The organism is Streptomyces sp. NPDC025793 (assembly GCF_055558375.1).
In genome coordinates this window covers 138824-155639 of record NZ_JBVHMR010000004.1, presented here as the reverse complement: position 1 = coordinate 155639, position 16816 = coordinate 138824, and the positions used below count along the sequence as shown (strand labels likewise).

12 protein-coding genes are annotated in these 16816 nt (G+C 73.8%); 8 read left to right on the top strand and 4 right to left on the bottom strand.

Going from position 1 to position 16816, the window contains the following annotated elements; genetic code table 11:
- Positions 1–42: 42 nt before the first annotated feature.
- Together ACZ4MF_RS10890 and ACZ4MF_RS10885 are read right to left on the bottom strand one after the other, a co-directional pair.
- The gene (locus ACZ4MF_RS10890; protein WP_467491702.1) at positions 43–807 is read right to left on the bottom strand and encodes a crotonase/enoyl-CoA hydratase family protein; all 765 of its coding nucleotides are present in this window, start codon (positions 805–807) and stop codon (positions 43–45) included.
- Positions 808–845: 38 nt separating this feature from the next.
- Entirely contained in the window at positions 846–1763 is a 918-nt protein-coding gene (locus tag ACZ4MF_RS10885) for a lysylphosphatidylglycerol synthase transmembrane domain-containing protein (RefSeq protein ID WP_467491958.1), read from the bottom strand.
- Between the two features lie 216 nt (positions 1764–1979).
- Between ACZ4MF_RS10885 and ACZ4MF_RS10880 the strand changes: the two genes are divergently transcribed.
- From ACZ4MF_RS10880 to ACZ4MF_RS10845, 8 genes are all read left to right on the top strand, one after another.
- A complete protein-coding gene (locus ACZ4MF_RS10880) occupies positions 1980–3857 on the top strand; it encodes an ABC transporter ATP-binding protein (RefSeq protein ID WP_467491957.1) in 1878 nt (625 codons plus the stop codon).
- Between the two features lie 172 nt (positions 3858–4029).
- Positions 4030–5388, top strand: a complete 1359-nt coding sequence (locus tag ACZ4MF_RS10875; RefSeq protein ID WP_467491701.1) for a lectin — start codon at positions 4030–4032, stop codon at positions 5386–5388.
- Between the two features lie 72 nt (positions 5389–5460).
- On the top strand, positions 5461–7635 hold the full coding sequence (locus ACZ4MF_RS10870; RefSeq protein ID WP_467491956.1) for an RICIN domain-containing protein: 2175 nt from the start codon (positions 5461–5463) through the stop codon (positions 7633–7635).
- A 191-nt stretch (positions 7636–7826) separates the two neighbouring features.
- Positions 7827–10196 carry a glycoside hydrolase family 65 protein gene (locus ACZ4MF_RS10865; RefSeq protein WP_467491700.1) on the top strand — a complete coding sequence of 790 codons (2370 nt, stop codon included), beginning with the start codon at positions 7827–7829 and terminating at the stop codon, positions 10194–10196.
- Positions 10197–10253: 57 nt separating this feature from the next.
- Complete coding sequence (locus ACZ4MF_RS10860; RefSeq protein WP_467491699.1) at positions 10254–11045, top strand: LytR/AlgR family response regulator transcription factor; 792 nt, start codon at positions 10254–10256, stop codon at positions 11043–11045.
- Positions 11046–11173: 128 nt separating this feature from the next.
- Positions 11174–11587, top strand: coding sequence for a hypothetical protein (locus ACZ4MF_RS10855; protein ID WP_467491698.1), 414 nt, complete (start codon positions 11174–11176; stop codon positions 11585–11587).
- 2 nt (positions 11588–11589) lie between these two features.
- Positions 11590–13314: a sodium/solute symporter gene (locus ACZ4MF_RS10850; RefSeq protein WP_467491697.1), complete on the top strand. Its 1725-nt coding sequence runs from the start codon at positions 11590–11592 to the stop codon at positions 13312–13314.
- A gap of 586 nt (positions 13315–13900) precedes the next feature.
- Positions 13901–15100, top strand: a complete 1200-nt coding sequence (locus ACZ4MF_RS10845; protein ID WP_467491696.1) for a sensor histidine kinase — start codon at positions 13901–13903, stop codon at positions 15098–15100.
- Here ACZ4MF_RS10845 and ACZ4MF_RS10840 read toward each other — a convergent pair.
- Both ACZ4MF_RS10840 and ACZ4MF_RS10835 read right to left on the bottom strand, forming a co-directional pair.
- A complete protein-coding gene (locus ACZ4MF_RS10840; protein ID WP_467491695.1) occupies positions 15082–15612 on the bottom strand; it encodes a hypothetical protein in 531 nt (176 codons plus the stop codon). The two genes, ACZ4MF_RS10845 and ACZ4MF_RS10840, sit on opposite strands and share 19 nt — an antisense overlap.
- Complete coding sequence (locus ACZ4MF_RS10835; RefSeq protein WP_467491694.1) at positions 15609–16784, bottom strand: hypothetical protein; 1176 nt, start codon at positions 16782–16784, stop codon at positions 15609–15611. The genes ACZ4MF_RS10840 and ACZ4MF_RS10835 overlap by 4 nt, the downstream gene beginning before the upstream one ends.
- Between the last annotated feature and the right edge of the window lie 32 nt (positions 16785–16816).

Sequence of the window (16816 nt, the reverse complement as noted above, 5' to 3'; positions counted from 1 at the left end):
GCCGAGCCGGCACACCGGCGGGCCCGGACCGGTGCCGCGCGCTCAGATCCCGTCGAACGAGCCGTGCCGTCCGGCGCCCGAGGCGAAGCGGGCGGCGCCCTGCGTGCTCTGCGCCAACACGCCCATTCCATGGCGGAGTTCCGTGCGCAGTGCCGCCTCCTCGGTCAGCCCCTGCTGGTCGAGGACGGACGCGCGGTCGCTGCGCAGACACGCCTGCGGGAACCGGGCGATCTCGGCCGCGAGCGCCTCCGCCTCGGCGCGGGCGGACCCGTTCGGCACCACGCGGTTGGCGAGGCCCATCTCGTACGCCTCGCGAGCCGGTACCGGGCGGCCGGTCAGGATCAGGTCCATGGCCCGGCTCGCGCCGACCAGCCGGGGCAGCCGCACCGTCCCGCCGTCGATCAGGGGCACGCCCCAGCGGCGGCAGAACACGCCGAAGACGGCGTCCTCCTCGGCGATCCGCAGATCGCACCACAGGGCGAGTTCGAGGCCGCCCGCCACCGCGTGCCCGGCCACGGCCGCGATCACCGGCTTGGACAGCCGCATCCGGGTCGGCCCCATCGGGCCGTCGCCGTCCTCGGCCACGCGGTTGCCGCGCGGCGTACCGATCGCCTTCAGGTCCGCGCCCGCGCAGAACGTGCCGCCCTCGCCCCACAGCACCGCCACCCGGGCGCTGCCGTCGGCCTCGAACTTCCGGAAGGCGGCGGTGAGTTCGGCGGCCGTGGGGCCGTCCACCGCGTTGCGGCACCCGGGCCGGGACAGGACGACCGTCGTGACGTACCCCTCGCGCTCCACACGGACCGGCACGGTGAACTCCCTCGTCTGGCTGGGAGGGCCACTCTGCCTCAGATGACCTTGAGTCGCACCAGCGCCCCCAGCGTCAGCGCGCCGGGCACCAGCGGCACCCACACCGTGATGATCCGGTAGGCGAGCACCACCGCCGTGGCCACCGCCACCGGGCCGCCCGCCGCGACCAGCGCCACGATCAGCGCGGCCTCGACGGAGCCGATGCCGCCCGGCGTGGGCACCAGCGCCACCGCCACCGTCGCGGCCAGGTACGCCAGCGCCATGTGCGCGGGCGGCACCGGCAGCCCCAGCGCCTGCCCGACCGCCACCAGACCGGTGGCCTGCAGCGCCGGGAACGCGAGCGAGCCGCCCCACAGGGCGAGCGCCCGGGCCGGACGCGTGTGCACGGAGCGGGCCTCGCCCAGGGCGGTGCGGACGAAGCCGAGCGCGGCGGTGCGCAGCCGTCGTACGAGCGCCAGCGCGGCCGCCGCGACCACCAGCACCGCCCCCGCGATCACCAGCAGCGGGCCGACGGCCCCGGCGGGGATCAGGGTGCCGATCCGCAGCGCGTCGGGGAAGGCGAACAGCAGCGCGGCCAGCAGGCTCAGCCGGCCGACCGACTCGGCGAGCAGATACAGCGCGAGCGCGGCGGAGGAGCGGGCGAGCGGCACCCCGCACACGGTCATGAACCGCAGGTTGACCGCGCCCGCGCCGAGCCCCGTCGGCAGCAGGTGGTTCGCCGAACCGGCCGCGAACTGCGTGGCCAGCAGCCGCCACCGGGGCAGCGGCTGGATGACGGCGCCCTGCCGGGTGAAGGCGGCGGCCACCCAGGTCAGACACGTGGCGCCGCCCGCCGCCAGCAGCCAGGGCCACGAGGCCGTGCGCAGCCGGCCGAAGCCCTCGACGAGCACCGACCGGTTCTGCACGGCGACGACCGTCACGAGCACGAGCGGCAGCAGACACAGGATCTGCCGCACGGGCAGACGCCGGGCGAGCGCCGGCAGGCGGCCCGTGCGCAGGGCGGGGAAGTGGGGCGCGGTCACACCCGGAGAGGCTTTCCGTGCCGTCCCAACGGCGGGTGGCGGATTCGAGGACGGCGGTTTACAGGCTGTGGTCATCGGGGCCTTCGGGAGTGAAATGCGGCGGACATTGACCTCAACGAAGCTTGAGGTTCTACGTTCTTGCACATGAGCATGGAGACCACCGCATGGACGCAGCTGCACAGCGTCATGAACGCCCAGGACGACCGCCGTCCCTTCGCCCGCGCCACCCTGCGCCGTATCGCCGCCTTCGCCCGGCCGCACCGCGCGGGCATCATCCGGTTCGTCCTGTTCGGGGTGGTGACCGCCCTGCTCGCCGTCGCGACCCCCGTGCTCGCCGGCCGCGTCGTCGACGCGATCGTGGCGGGGCACGACTCCGGGAAGGTCGTACGGCTGTCCCTGCTGATCGCGCTCGTGGCGCTCGCGGAGGCGGGGCTCGGCGTCCTCGGGCGGCGGCTGTCGTCGTCGCTCGGGGAGGGACTCATCCTCGACCTCAGAACGGCTGTGTTCGATCATGTGCAGCGCATGCCGGTCGCGTTCTTCACACGGACTCGTACGGGCGCGCTGGTCAGCCGACTCAACAACGACGTGATCGGCGCCCAGCGGGCGTTCGCCAACACCCTGTCCGGCGTGGTGAGCAACCTGGTCACGCTGGTGCTCACGCTCGCCGTGATGCTGACCCTGTCCTGGCAGATCACGCTGCTCGCCCTGGTGCTGCTGCCGGTGTTCGTGCTCCCCGCCCGCCGCATGGGCAGCCGGATGGCCCGGATGCAGCGGGAGGCGGCGGCGCTGAACGCGGCCATGGGCACCCGGATGACCGAGCGGTTCTCCGCGCCCGGCGCCACCCTGGTCAAGCTGTTCGGCCGGCCCGAGGAGGAGTCCGCGGAGTTCGCGGCGCGCGCCGCCCGGGTTCGCGACATCGGGGTGCGCACGGCCACCGCCCAGTCGGTGTTCATCACCTCCCTCACCCTGGTCTCCGCCCTCGCGCTCGCCCTCGTCTACGGCCTCGGCGGCTGGTTCGCGCTGCACGGCACCCTCCAGGCGGGCGCGGTCGTCTCCCTCTCCCTCCTGCTGACCCGGCTCTACGCCCCGCTCACCGCGCTCGCCGGCGCCCGGGTCGAGGTGATGAGCGCGCTCGTCAGCTTCGAGCGGGTCTTCGAGGTGCTGGACCTCACGCCGCTCATCGAGGAGAAGCCGGACGCCGTCGAGGTCCCCGAGGGCCCGGTCGCCGTCGAGTTCGACGACGTCCGCTTCTCCTACCCGGCCGCCGACCAGGTCTCCCTGGCCTCGCTGGAGGAGGTGGCCACCCTCGACACGCGCGGCGGCGCCGAGGTCCTGCACGGCATCTCCTTCCGCGCCGAACCCGGTGAGACCGTCGCCCTCGTCGGCTCCTCCGGCGCCGGGAAGTCCACCATCGCCCAGCTGTTGCCGCGCCTGTACGACGTCGACGCGGGCGCGGTGCGCATCGGCGGGAGCGACGTCCGCGACCTGACCGCCGCCTCGCTGCGGGCCACCCTCGGCATGGTCACCCAGGACGGCCACCTCTTCCACGACACCGTCCGCGCCAACCTGCTGCTGGCCCGCCCCGGCGCCGGGGACGCGGAGCTGTGGGACGCCCTCGGCCGGGCCCGCCTGGACGGTGTCGTACGGTCCCTGCCGGACGGCCTGGACACGGTCGTCGGCGAGCGCGGCTACCGGCTGTCCGGCGGGGAGCGCCAGCGCATGACGATCGCCCGGCTGCTGCTGGCCCGCCAGCGCGTGGTCATCCTGGACGAGGCCACCGCCCACCTGGACAACACCTCCGAGGCGGCCGTCCAGGAGGCGCTCACCGAGGCCCTTCAGGGGCGTACCGCCGTGGTCATCGCCCACCGGCTGTCCACGGTCCGGGCCGCCGACCAGATCCTGGTCGTGGAGTCCGGCCGGATCGCGGAACGCGGCACGCACGAGGAGCTGCTGGCGGCCGGCGGCAGGTACGCCGAGCTGTACCGGACGCAGTTCGCCGAGCGGGACGACGAGGTGGCGCCGGCCTGAGCGGGCGCGGCGGGCGGGGTGGGCGGCGACGGGGTCGCTGCCCACCCTCTTGACGTCAGTGGTCCGGACCTTTAACTTCACGCCTTAATCAAAGACTCCGGACGCACTCAACGCCCTGTGTCACCAACGGTGTTGGCCTGCCTCCGTCCCCCCACCGAAAGGCCGCCCCCGCATGCGCAAACCACTCCCCGCCGCGGTCGCCGTCGGTGTCGTCGCACTCTCCGCCGGCCTGCTCACGGCGTCCCCCGCCCAGGCCGCCACCGGCGCCATCACCGGCCTCGCCGGCAAGTGCCTCGACGTCGCCGGGGCCAACTCCGCCGACGGCACCCCCGTCCAGCTCTACGACTGCAACGGCACGAACGCCCAGCAGTGGACGGTCGGCGGCGACGGCACGATCCGCGCCCTCGGCAAGTGCCTCGACGTGACCGGCAACTCGGTCGCCGACGGCGCCCGGGCGCAGCTGTGGTCCTGCACCGGCGGAGCCAACCAGAAGTGGACCGTCACCGCGGCCCACGACATCGTCAACCCGCAGGCGAACAAGTGCCTCGACGTCACCGGCGACAACTCCGCCAACGGCACCCGCGCGCAGATCTGGAGCTGCACCGGCGGCGCCAACCAGAAGTGGACCGCGCCCGGTTCGGACGGCGGCACCACCCCGGCCGCGCCGATGGCCGTCGCGCCGTACCTCTACAACGGCTGGGGCAGCCCGCCGAACCCCACCACCATCACCCAGGCCACCGGCGTGAAGTGGTTCACGCTCGCCTTCGTGCTCAGCAACGGCTACTGCGACCCGCAGTGGGACGGCAGCCGCCCGCTGACCGGCGGGGTGGACCAGCAGACGGTCACCACCGTGCGCGCGAACGGGGGTGACATCGTCCCGTCCTTCGGCGGCTACAGCGGCAACAAGCTGGAGAGCTCCTGCAACAGCGCGGGCGAACTCGCGGGGGCCTACCAGAAGGTGATCGACGCCTACGGCCTGAAGGCGATCGACATCGACATCGAGGCCGACGCCTACAGCAGCGCGACCGTGCAGCAGCGGACCGTGGACGCGCTGAAGACCGTGAAGGCGGACAACCCCGGCCTGAAGGTGTACGTCACCATCGGCACCGGACAGTCCGGCCCCGACACCGGCCTCATCGACCGGGCCGCCTCGTCCGGGCTGACCGTGGACGCCTGGACCATCATGCCGTTCGACTTCGGCGGCGCCGGACAGAACATGGGCAACCTCACCATCCAGGCCGCCGAGGGTCTGAAGGGCGCGCTGAAGTCGGCGTACGGCTACGGCGACGACCAGGCCTACCGGGACATGGGCATCTCGTCCATGAACGGCATCACCGACAACAACGAGACCGTCACGGTGAACGACTTCCGGACCATCCTCGGCTACGCCCAGCAGCACCACCTCGCCCGGCTCACCTTCTGGTCCGCCAACCGCGACCGTCCGTGCACCGGCGGCCCCGCCGACAGCTGCTCCGGAGTGAGCCAGTCCGACTGGGACTACACCCGCGTCCTCGCCGGCTACACCGGCTGACCCCCGGCCCCGAAGGAGAACCCCGTGCCTCCCCTTTCCCGCGGTCGAACGCCGCGTGGCCGCAGCTCCGCGGTGGTCGCCCTCGTCGGCGCCGCGGCCGCCTGTGTGCTCACCGCCGCCCCGACGCCCCTGCTCGCGGCCACGCCCGCGCACGCCGCCACGGCCCTGCCCACCGGCTTCGCCACGGTCCTCGACGCGGCGAGCGGCAAGTGCCTGGACGCCAAGGCCGCGGCCACCGCCAACGGCACTGTCGTACAGCAGTACGCGTGCAACGGCACCACCGCCCAACGGTGGAGCTTCACCGACGCCGGCAACGGATACGTCCGCATCGACAACGCCAACGACACCGGCCAGGTCGTGGACGTCACCGACGTCTCCACCGCCGACAGCGCGCCCGTCCAGCTGTGGAGCTACGGCGGCGGCGCCAACCAGCAGTGGCAGCCCGTGGACGACGGCGGCGGCGCCTTCCACTTCGTGAACCGGAACAGCGGCAAGTGCCTGGACGTTCCGGGCGCCTCGCTCGCCGACGGCACCCAGCTCCAGCAGTACACGTGCAACGGCACCGCCGCCCAGCGCTTCCAGGTGGTCCCCGTCACCCAGTCGTCCGCGAACGACCCCGACCTCGGCCCGAACGTCGTCGTCTTCGACCCGTCGATGCCGGCCTCCACCATCCAGAGCAGGCTGGACACGATCTTCAAGCAGCAGGAGACCAACCAGTTCGGCTCCCAGCGCTACGCCGTCCTCTTCAAGCCCGGCGCCTACAGCGCGGACGTCAACGTCGGCTTCTACACCCAGGTGCTGGGCCTCGGGCTGACCCCGGACGCGGTGTCCGTCAACGGCGCGGTGCACGCGGAGGCCGACTGGTTCCAGGGCAACGCCACCCAGAACTTCTGGCGCGGCGCCGAGAACCTCTCCGTCAACCCCACGGGCGGGCAGGACCGTTGGGCGGTCTCGCAGGCGGCGCCGTACCGGCGGATGCATCTGCGGGGCAACCTCGCCCTCGACGACGGCGGCTGGTCGTCCGGCGGCTATCTCGCCGACAGCAGGATCGACGGGCAGGTCGACTCCGGTACCCAGCAGCAGTGGATGACCCGCAACTCCCAGCTGGGCAGCTGGACCGGGTCCAACTGGAACATGGTGTTCAGCGGCAGCCAGGGCGTGCCGTCCACCAGCTTCCCGAACCCGCCGTACACCAGCGTCGCGCAGAGCCCGGTCACCCGCGAGAAACCGTTCCTGTACGTCGACGGGGACGGCAGCTACCAGGTGTTCGTGCCGTCCGCGCGCACCGACACCTCGGGGACCAGCTGGGCGAGCGGCAGCGCGGCCGGCACCTCGCTGCCGCTGAGCCGGTTCTCCGTCGTCAAGCCGGGCGCGACCGCCGCGCAGATGAACGCGGCCCTCGCGGCCGGGCAGAACCTGCTGGTGACGCCCGGGGTCTACCACCTCGACCAGACCCTGAAGGTGACCCGCCCCGACACCGTCGTCCTCGGCCTCGGGCTCGCCACCCTCGTGCCGGACAACGGCGTCACCGCGATGACCGTGGCCGACGTGGACGGCGTCCAGCTCGCGGGCCTGCTCTTCGACGCCGGCACCACCAGCTCGAAGACCCTGGTCGAGGTCGGGCCGGCCGGCTCCGCCGCCTCCCACGCGGCCGACCCGACCTCCCTGCACGACGTCTACGTCCGCATCGGCGGCGCGGGCGTCGGCAAGGCGGCCACCGGCCTCGTCGTCAACAGCAGCGACGTCATCGGCGACCACATGTGGCTCTGGCGCGCCGACCACGGCAGCGGGGTCGGCTGGACCAGCAACACCGCCGACACCGGGCTGGTGGTCAACGGCGCGGACGTGACCATGTACGGGCTGTTCGTGGAGCACTTCCAGAAGGACCAGGTGATCTGGAACGGCAACGGCGGGCGGACCTACTTCTTCCAGAACGAGATGCCGTACGACCCGCCGGACCAGTCCTCCTGGATGAACGGTGACGCGTTGGGCTACGCCGCCTACAAGGTCGCCGACTCCGTCACCAGCCACCAGGCGTACGGCCTCGGCAGCTACTGCTACTTCAGTGCCGACCCGAGCGTGACGGCCGACCACGCCATCGAGGCGCCGGACAACCCGAACGTCCGCTTCACCAGCATGGTGACGGTCTCCCTCGGCGGCACCGGCACCATCAGCCATGTCATCAACGACAGGGGAGGGCCGTCGAACGCGTCGTCGAACGTGGCGGACCTGGTCGGCTACCCCTGACCGTCCCCCGTCCGGCCTAGTCAGAGGACACCCCACCCGGTCCCGTCGCTGCACAATCGCCCCATGGAGCCGTACACCGGCAGGGCGCGACGGGACCGGGGCCGGGGCGCCGTGCACCCGCCCGGCCGGGGCGGCACGGCGCCTTGGATCGTTCGCACGTTCGATTGGAGTCCCCTGGCCAAGGGGCGGCGGTGACGGGGCCGACCTGGGAGTACGACGGCTACCGGCCGCAGGAGGAGCGGCTGCGGGAGTCCCTGTGCACCCTCGGCAACGGCTACTTCGCCACCCGCGGCGCACTGCCCGAGTGCGCCGCCGACGACGTCCACTACCCGGGCACCTACGCGGCAGGCTGCTACAACCGCCTCATTTCCGAGGTCGCCGGGCGGCGGGTCGAGAACGAGGACATGGTCAACCTGCCCAACTGGCTGCCGCTGCGCTTCCGCCTCGCGGGCGGGGACTGGCTCACCCCGGACACCGCGCCCGTCACCGCACACCACCAGGTCCTCCACCTCGACCCCGGCCTGCTGGAGCGCCGCACCGGCTACGGCCTGCCCGGCGGCGGCACGCTCCAGGTGCGCCAGCTGCGCCTGGTCCACCTGGCCGACCCGCATCTCGCCGCCCTGCGCACGGAGCTGACCGTCGAGGGCCGCGCCGTCGGCCTGGAGGCGGAGGCCGCGCTCGACGGCGGCGTCACCAACTCCGGCGTGGCCCGCTACCGCGAGCTGGACGGCCGACACCTCACCCGCTTCGACACCGGCACCGCCGCACCCTCCACGGTGTGGCTGCACTGCCGTACCCGCGCCTCCGACATCGGCATCGGGCTGGCCCACCGGCTGACCGTCGACGCGCCGGTCACCCACGCCAACGAGGCGCACCGCGCCGTACAGCGCGTGCACCTGCACCTCGCGCCGGGCCGTACCGTCACCGTCGACAAGACCGTCGCCCTGCACACCTCACGCGACCCCGCCATCGGCGACCCCCGGCACGCCGCCGTCGAGCGGGTCGAGGCCGCCCCCGGCTTCGACGCGCTGCGCGAGACGCACGCCGCGGCCTGGGAGCAGCTGTGGCGGCGCTGCGCGCTGGAGGTCCCCGGGGAGGCGGGCAGCATCCTGCGCCTGCACCTGTTCCATGTGCTCCAGACCCTCTCCCCGCACACCGCAGACCTCGACGTCGGCGTCCCCGCGCGCGGACTGCACGGCGAGGCCTACCGCGGCCACGTCTTCTGGGACGAACTGTTCGTCCTGCCCTACCTCAACCTCCACCTTCCCGAGGTCTCCCACGCCCTGCTCCGCTACCGGCACCGGCGCCTGGACGCCGCCCGGCACGCGGCCCGGGAACTCGGCCGGCGCGGCGCGCTCTACCCCTGGCAGAGCGGCAGCGACGGCCGCGAGGAGACCCAGGAGCTGCACCTCAACCCCCGCTCCGGGCGCTGGCTGCCGGATCACTCCCACCTCCAGCACCACGTCGGCTCGGCGGTGGCGTACAACGTCTGGCAGTACTGCGAGGCCACCGGCGACACCGACTTCCTGCACGGCGAGGGCGCCGAGATGCTGCTGCACATCGCCCGCTTCTGGGCGGACTCGGCCGACTACGACCCCCGCCTCGGCCGGCACCGCATCCGGGGCGTGGTCGGACCCGACGAGTACCACGACGCCTACCCGGGCGCGCGGACCCCCGGTCTGGACGACAACGCGTACACCAACGTCACCGCCGCCTGGGTGCTCGCCCGCGCCCTGGACCTGCTGAACGCCCTGCCCGAGCCGCGCCGCCGCGAACTCACCGACGGCATCGGCCTGGAGCAGGACGAGCCCGCCCGCTGGGACGAGGTCTCCCGCACCCTGCACGTGCCCTACCACGACGGCGTGATCAGCCAGTTCGAGGGCTACGGCCACCTCGCCGAGCTGGACTGGGCCGCCTACCGCGAACGGTACGACGACATCCGGCGCCTGGACCGGATCCTGGAGGCGGAGGGCGACACCGTCAACCGGTACAAGGCGTCCAAACAGGCCGACGTCCTCATGCTCGGCTACCTCTTCTCGGCGCCCGAACTCCGCTCCCTCTTCTCCCGGTTGGGCTACCACCTCGACGACCACACCTGGGCCGCCACCGTCGACCACTACCTGCACCGCACCAGCCACGGCTCCACGCTCAGCGGTCTGGTCCACGGCTGGATCCTGGCCCGCGCCCGGCGCGCCGACGCCTGGGCCTTCGTCCAGGAGGCGCTGCGCGGTGACATCGCCGACCTCCAGGGCGGCACCACCGGCGAGGGCATCCACCTCGGCGCGATGGCCGGCACCCTCGACCTCGTCCAGCGCGGACTGACCGGTCTGGAGACCCGGGCCGGCGTCCTGAGCCTCGACCCGGTCCCGCTCCCCGAACTCTCCTCCTACGGCTTCCCGCTCCGCTACCACGGCCACTGGGGCGTCCACGTGCGCCTGCGCAGCGGCCTGCTGGAGATCGCCGTCCCCTCCTCCGACCGCTCGCCCATCGGCGTGCGCCTGTGGGACGAGGTGATCCCCGTCGTTCCGGGCGAGACGGCCCGCCTGGTCCTGCCGGAATAAGGTTGAAGTGGCCACCAGTTGGTGCCGACGCGACCGCCGTGGAAAGGAGCCTCGCGGATGACCCCGACCGATGTCCCCTTGCGTGTGCTGGCGGTGGACGACGAGGAACCCGCGCTGGAGGAACTGCTGTACCTCCTGGGGCAGGACCCGCGGGTCGGCCGTGTGCTGTCCGCGACCACGGCCACGGAGGCACTGCGCCGGCTCGGCGCGGCCGACGGGGACGCCGTCGACGTCGTCTTCCTCGACATCGACATGCCGGGCCTCGACGGCCTCGAACTCGCCCGCCTGCTGGGCGCCTTCGCCGCACCGCCGCTGATCGTCTTCGTCACGGCCCACGACGACTTCGCGGTCCGCGCCTTCGACCTCAAGGCCGTCGACTACCTGCTCAAGCCCCTGCGCGAGGAGCGCTTCGCCGAGGCCGTACGACGGGCCGACGAACTCGTGCGCGCCGGACAGGGACCCCGCCCCGCCACCACCCCTGCCGCCCGCCCCGCACCCGGCCCCGGCGACCACGTCCCCGTGGAGCTCGGCGGGGTGACCCGGTTCGTGCCCATCGCCGACATCACCTACGTCGAGGCCCAGGGCGACTACGCGCGACTGCACACCCGGCGCGGCAGCCACCTGGTGCGCATCCCGCTGTCCACGCTGGAGGAACAGTGGCGCGAGCGCGGATTCGTCCGCATCCACCGCAGCCGCCTCGTCGCCCTCGGCCGCATCGAGGAACTCCGCCTGGACGGCGGCAACGTGACCGTCCGCGTCGGCGACCGGACCCTCGCCGTCAGCCGCCGCAACGCCCGGGAACTGCGCGACCTGCTGGCCCGTCACGCGGCGGGGGCCCGCCGGACCTGACGACCGTGACGGACGTGACGGCCGTGTGGCGATTCTCGTCCGGTCACGTCCGGCGGCTGTCGAGCGCGTCGCGCGCTGCGTACACTCGCCGCACACCAGGTGATCAGCGCGGACTCGGGGAGTACGTCATGGGTGCGGAGTCCGTCCCGCGCAGGGAGGTGGTCACCGGTCGGCCGCGGACCGCGGAGCACCCGCGGTACCCGCAGCACCCGGACCACGCGGCGCAGCGCCCGCCGGCCGCGTCGGGCGCACGTCCGGCCGTCCTGCCCCAACACGATGCCGTGACACATCGGATGATGCACCGTCAGCTGCGTGCCGCCCTCCTCGTGAGCGCCCTGCTCGCGGTCCTGCTCGGCCTGCTCCCCGTCCTCCTGCGCCTCCTGCCGCTCGCCACCACGGCGCCGCGCGTCCCGCTCGCCGTCTGGCTCGTGCTGGGCGTGGCGCCGTACCCCGTGCTGCTGGCCATCGGCGCCTGGTACGTCCGCCGCGCCGAGCGCAACGAGACCGAGCCGGCCGCCCGGGTCCGTCCGGAACGCCCCTGACAATGAACCAGACGTACGGCATCGCGGGCGTGACGGCCGTGGTCCTCGCCACGGTCCTCGTCGGCGCGCTCGGCCTGCGCATCTCCCGCACCACCTCCGACTTCTACGTCGCCTCGCGCACCGTCGCCCCCCGCCTCAACGCCTTCGCGGTCAGCGGCGAATACCTCTCCGCCGCCTCCTTCCTCGGCGTCGCCGGGCTCGTGCTCGCCCAGGGCGTCGACATGCTGTGGTTCCCCATCGGGTACACCGCGGGCTTCCTGGTGCTGCTGGCCTTCGTCGCCGCCCCGCTGCGCCGCTCCGGCGCCTACACGCTGCCCGACTTCGCCGAGGCCCGGCTGGAGTCCCGGGCGGTCCGCAGAGTCGCCGGGGTGCTCGTCGTCGGCATCGGCTGGCTCTACCTGCTGCCTCAACTCCGTGGCGCGGGGCTCACGTTGAGGCTGCTCACCGGCGCCCCCGGCTGGCTCGGCGGGCTGGTCGTCGCCGTCGTGGTGACCGTTGCCGTGGCCGCGGGCGGCATGCGCAGCGTCACCTTCGTCCAGGCCTTCCAGTACTGGCTGAAACTCACCGCCCTGCTGGTGCCCGTGCTGTTCCTGCTGCTCGCCTGGCGCGCCGACCGGGCCCCCGCGCCCGTCTGGGACCAGCGGCCCGTCTTCCACCGCTCCACCGAGGTCCGTATCGACCGCCCGCTCACCGTCACCGTGCGCGAACCGGTCGGCGTGACGGCCTCCGGAACCGTCGACGGCCGTACGGTGCACGGGGCTGCGCTGCGGCTGGACGAGGGCCGGCACCGGCTCGGCGCGGACACGACCGTCCGCTTCCCGGCCGGCGCCGTCGTCCCGCTGCCCGACCGCACCGCCGACCGCGCCTCCGCGGGGTGGGCCGAGCCGCTGTCCTCGTCCCGCGAACAGCACGGCCTCTACGCCACCTACGGGCTGATCCTCGCCACCTTCCTCGGCACCATGGGCCTGCCCCACGTCGTCGTGCGCTTCTACACCAACCCCGACGGCCGCGCCGCCCGCCGCACCACCGTGAGCGTGCTGGGCCTGCTCGGCGCCTTCTACCTGCTCATGCCGCTGTACGGCATGCTCGGCCGCCTCTACGCCCCCGACCTGCTGCTGACCGGCGACACCGACGCCGCCGTCCTCGTCCTGCCGCAGCGGCTGATCGGCGGGGCCGCCGGGAACCTGCTCGGCGCGCTCGTCGCCGGCGGTGCCTGCGCGGCGTTCCTGTCCACCGCCTCCGGACTCACCATGTCCGTCGCGGGCGTGCTCGCCCAGGACGTCCTGCCGACCCTCGGCGTACGCCACTTCCGGCTCGCCACGCTGCCCGCGATCGCGGTGCCCACGGCCGCGTCGGCACTGGTCGGCGACCTGCCCGTGGCCGACGCGGTCGGACTGGCCTTCGCCGTCTCGGCCTCCTCCTTCTGCCCGCTGCTCGTCCTCGGCATCTGGTGGCGCGGCCTGACCCCGCCGGGCGCGATCGCCGGACTCCTCCTGGGCGGCGGCTCGGCGCTGACCGCGGTGACGGCCACCATCGCCGGCGGCGCCGACTCCGGCTGGCCGCACACCCTGCTGGCCTGGCCCGCGGTGTGGTCCGTCCCGGCCGGCTTCGCGGCGATGATCCTCACCTCACTGGCCACCCGCGACCGCGTCCCGCCCGGCACCGCCACCACCATGACCCGCCTCCACCTCCCGGAACCACCCCCACCGGGCCCTCCTCCCAACTGACCGGGAGGTCCGCCGCCCCCGCTCACCTCACCGCCCAGGACCACCCGGGGCGCCGCCCGGTCCGGGTGCGGCCAGCGGACCGCGCGGGCGGCTGCGGTCGCTGCGCCGTGTGGGCCGGGCCCGGTCGCCGTGTGGTCGGGTGCGGGGTGGGCGCCGGGCTGTCGGGCCTGGGCGCGGTCGCCGTGGCGTTCGGGTGCGGGGTGGGCGCCGGGTTGCCCGGGGCGAGGTGGGCGCCGGGCTGTCTCGGCCGGGCCTGGTCGCCGTGCTGTCTGGGGCCGGGGCGGTCCAGGCACCGCCCCGACCGGGTCCGGCCGGCGGGCCGTCCGGCCCCACTCCGGCCGATGGGCCGTGTGGGCCTGGTCCTGCTCCGGCCGAGGAGCGGTGTGGGCCCTGTCCCGCTTTGTCCGGCGGGCGGTGTGGGCGCGGTCCCGCTTCGGTCGAGGAGCCGTGTGGGGCCGGTTCTGTCGGGCAACTTGCCCTGTCTGTAAGGTCCTTGGAGTCACCGGAGGCCGGGTCGGCCGTCGACGCCGTCAGGCATCCGCCGGCCACCGGGCCCCCACCCGCCACCGAACCCCGGGGCCCGCCCATGACCGTCCTCGGTACCGTCGCCCTCGTGCTCGTCGGGCTGGCCGTGTTCGTGCTCGGGGCCGGTCTCGGGCACGGGGCGGCGCGGCGGCAGCAGGAGCACGCGGCCGACAGCGAGGAGGCGCTTGCGCGCGCCCTGCACTCCGCCGGGCTCGCCGCGGCGCCCCTGCGCGGCGGGCTCGGCCCGGACACGGCCCGCAGGGCGGCGCGGCGGCTGCGGCCCCTGCTCGCCGTCCCCGCCCTCGCCCTCACCGACGGCACCTCCGTCCTCGCCTGGGACGGCGCCGCCGATCATCACCGCGACCAACTCGCAGCCCAGCTCACCGGCCCGCCCCACAGCCGTACCTTCCCGCTCGCCTGCGACGACGACGGCTGTCCCGTCCGCTGGGGCGTCCTGGCGCCGCTGACAGCCGGCGGCCGGCCGGTGGGCGCGCTCGTCGTGTGCGCCGCCACGGACGCCGGCGCCCACGCCCGGGGCGCCGAGGCGGCGGCCGCCCGGCTCTCGCTGGAACTCGACCTCGCCGACCTCGACCGGGCCCGCGCCGACGCGCACGAGGCCGAGATGCGTGCCCTGCGCGCCCAGATCTCCCCGCACTTCATCTACAACTCCCTCGCGAGCATCGCCTCCTTCGTCCGCACCGACCCCGAGCGCGCTCGTGAACTCCTCCAGGAATTCGCCGACTTCACCCGCTACTCCTTCCGTCGCGACGGCGACTTCACCACCCTCGCCGAGGAGTTGCGCTCCATCGAGCAGTACCTGGAACTCGCCCGCGCCCGCTTCGGCCGCCGCCTCAAGGTCACCTTGCGCATCGCCCCCGAGGTGCTCCCCGTGACCCTGCCGTTCCTCTGTCTGCAACCCCTGGTCGAGAACGCCCTCAAACACGGCCTGGAGGAGTCCCTGGAGCGCAGCGTCATCACCCTCACCGCCGAGGACGAGGGCACCGAGGCCCGGGTCGTCGTCGAGGACAACGGCGTCGGCATGGACCCGGAACGGCTGCGCGCGATCCTGCGCGGCACGGCCGGAGCGGCCACCGGCATCGGCCTGAGCAACGTGGACCGCCGGCTGCGCCAGGTCTACGGTGACGACCACGGCCTCGCCATCGAGACCGGCGTCGGCGCGGGCACCAAGATCACCCTCCGCCTCCCGAAGTTCCGCCCCGGTGTCCAGACCCCACCGCCGGGTCAGTCGCCCTCGTCGTGACAGCCCTTCGGGAACGCGGTGTCGCCGTCCGGCGCGGCGAGGAAGAACACGTCGATCCGGACCGTGCCGGAGGCACCGCCCTTCCAGTAACCGCGCTTGGGAGCGTGCTTGAAGTGCGAGAACCCCTTGGTGATCTGCGAGTTGACCTTGTTGGCGGCGTCCTGGCCCGGCCCCGGGTCCGGCGCCGTACCGAACGACAGCACGAAACCCGCCGTACGGCTCGCCACCCCCGCCCCGCGCAGCTGTGCGCCGAACTGCTGCCGCACCGACGCGTCGCTGCCCGTCCGCACGGTGAAGCTGCACGGCTTGAGCACCAGTCCGCGCTCGGCCGGCTGGCTGCTCGGCGACCCGGCCGAGTCGCTCGGCGTCGGCGACGGATGCGCGTCCGCCCGCTGTTCGCGCGGCAGGGAGCCCAGTGCGATCACGAGCAGCAGCAGAAGCAGGTCGGCGAAGAGCCACCCGGCCAGCAGGACCGTACGCCCGGCCGCGCCCTGTGGCGGCAGCCCCTTCACGGCCGCCCCCGGTACGGCGGCGGGTCGGCGTTGTCCAGGCCGGCGGGCGGCAGCTGGCCCGAGCGGGTGTCGAGCCGGTCGACCAGCTGCCAGATCCCCCGGGTGGAGTCGACCAGGTTCTCCGCCCGCTCGGTGAACACCACCAGCGTCTCGCCGAGGCTGCGGGCCAGGTCACGCACCCCGGCGACGGCGAGGTCGTGCCGGTGGATCTCCTGCCCGGTCGCCTCCTGCGCCCGCCGCAGATCGCCGACGAGCGTCTCGATGGCGGCCCGCAGCTTCGCCTCGTCCTCGGCGGTCTGCTCCCGGATCCGGATCAGGTCCTGGGCCAGCTGGCTCGGCGGGGTGAGCGCCCGGATCAGCCGGGTCAGCTCGTCCACCGTCTTCGTCCAGCCGTCCAGCGCGGTCTGGATCCGGCTGCCGGGGCCGGTCTCCAGGACGGCCTGGATCTCCTCGGAGGTCCGGCGCAGCGCCGTCTCCAGTTGCTGCGTACCGGCGTTGAGCTGGGCGGCCAGCCGGTCCGCGCTGCGGCTGTCCAGCGGCTTGCCGGCCGGGCGTGCGGGCGTGGCCAGCAGGAACGTCGCGAGGGCCAGCTCGGCGGCGAGCTGGTGGCGCTCCTGCTCGCGGGACAGGTTCCGCTCCCGGTTCTGGTGCAGGGCGTGCACCGCCAGCGTCAGCGCGACGACGACCAGGATGAGCAGGGTGACATGCAGCGCGGAGGTGCCCAGCGTCACCGTCGTCGCCTCGGCCGGGCTGCCCTGCGGGAAGCCGCGCGCCCAGCCGAGCAGGAAGGGCTCCTCGCTGCGGCTGGCCTGGTAGGCGCTGAGGGCGCCGCGCAGCCGCCACCAGGTCAGCGCGATCGGCGCGAAGACCAGCACGTCACGGGCGACGCCGAGCCAGCCCTCCAGCGTGCTGCGGCCCCTCGCGGTGGCGTCCGGGAGCAGCACCTCGGGCGGATAGGCGGCGACCAGGTCGGTGCCGGCGAGCGTGGCACCGCCCCGTTCCAGGTCCTCGACGACGCGGTCCAGCACCCGGGTGTCGGACCCGTCGGCGCGGCCCCGCTGGGCCAGGGCACGGATGCGTCCGGCGATCCGGTCGAGTTCCGGATCGGTGCCGGTGCGCTGCGCGGGAACCGCCCTGGGGGGCGGCGGCGTTGACTCTTCAGTGGATGTCATGCGGCGTCATTCGTGTCGTCCGGCGGGGGAGG

What these genes read in the sequence shown, in the direction of transcription:
- ACZ4MF_RS10880 (WP_467491957.1), top strand. Translation starts at nt 1,980, where the DNA reads ATGGAGACCACCGCATGGACGCAGCTGCACAGCGTCATGAACGCCCAG.
- ACZ4MF_RS10875 (WP_467491701.1), top strand. Translation starts at nt 4,030, where the DNA reads ATGCGCAAACCACTCCCCGCCGCGGTCGCCGTCGGTGTCGTCGCACTC.
- ACZ4MF_RS10860 (WP_467491699.1), top strand. Translation starts at nt 10,254, where the DNA reads ATGACCCCGACCGATGTCCCCTTGCGTGTGCTGGCGGTGGACGACGAG.
- ACZ4MF_RS10855 (WP_467491698.1), top strand. Translation starts at nt 11,174, where the DNA reads ATGGGTGCGGAGTCCGTCCCGCGCAGGGAGGTGGTCACCGGTCGGCCG.
- ACZ4MF_RS10850 (WP_467491697.1), top strand. Translation starts at nt 11,590, where the DNA reads ATGAACCAGACGTACGGCATCGCGGGCGTGACGGCCGTGGTCCTCGCC.
- ACZ4MF_RS10845 (WP_467491696.1), top strand. Translation starts at nt 13,901, where the DNA reads ATGACCGTCCTCGGTACCGTCGCCCTCGTGCTCGTCGGGCTGGCCGTG.
- ACZ4MF_RS10835 (WP_467491694.1), bottom strand. Translation starts at nt 16,784, where the DNA reads ATGACATCCACTGAAGAGTCAACGCCGCCGCCCCCCAGGGCGGTTCCC.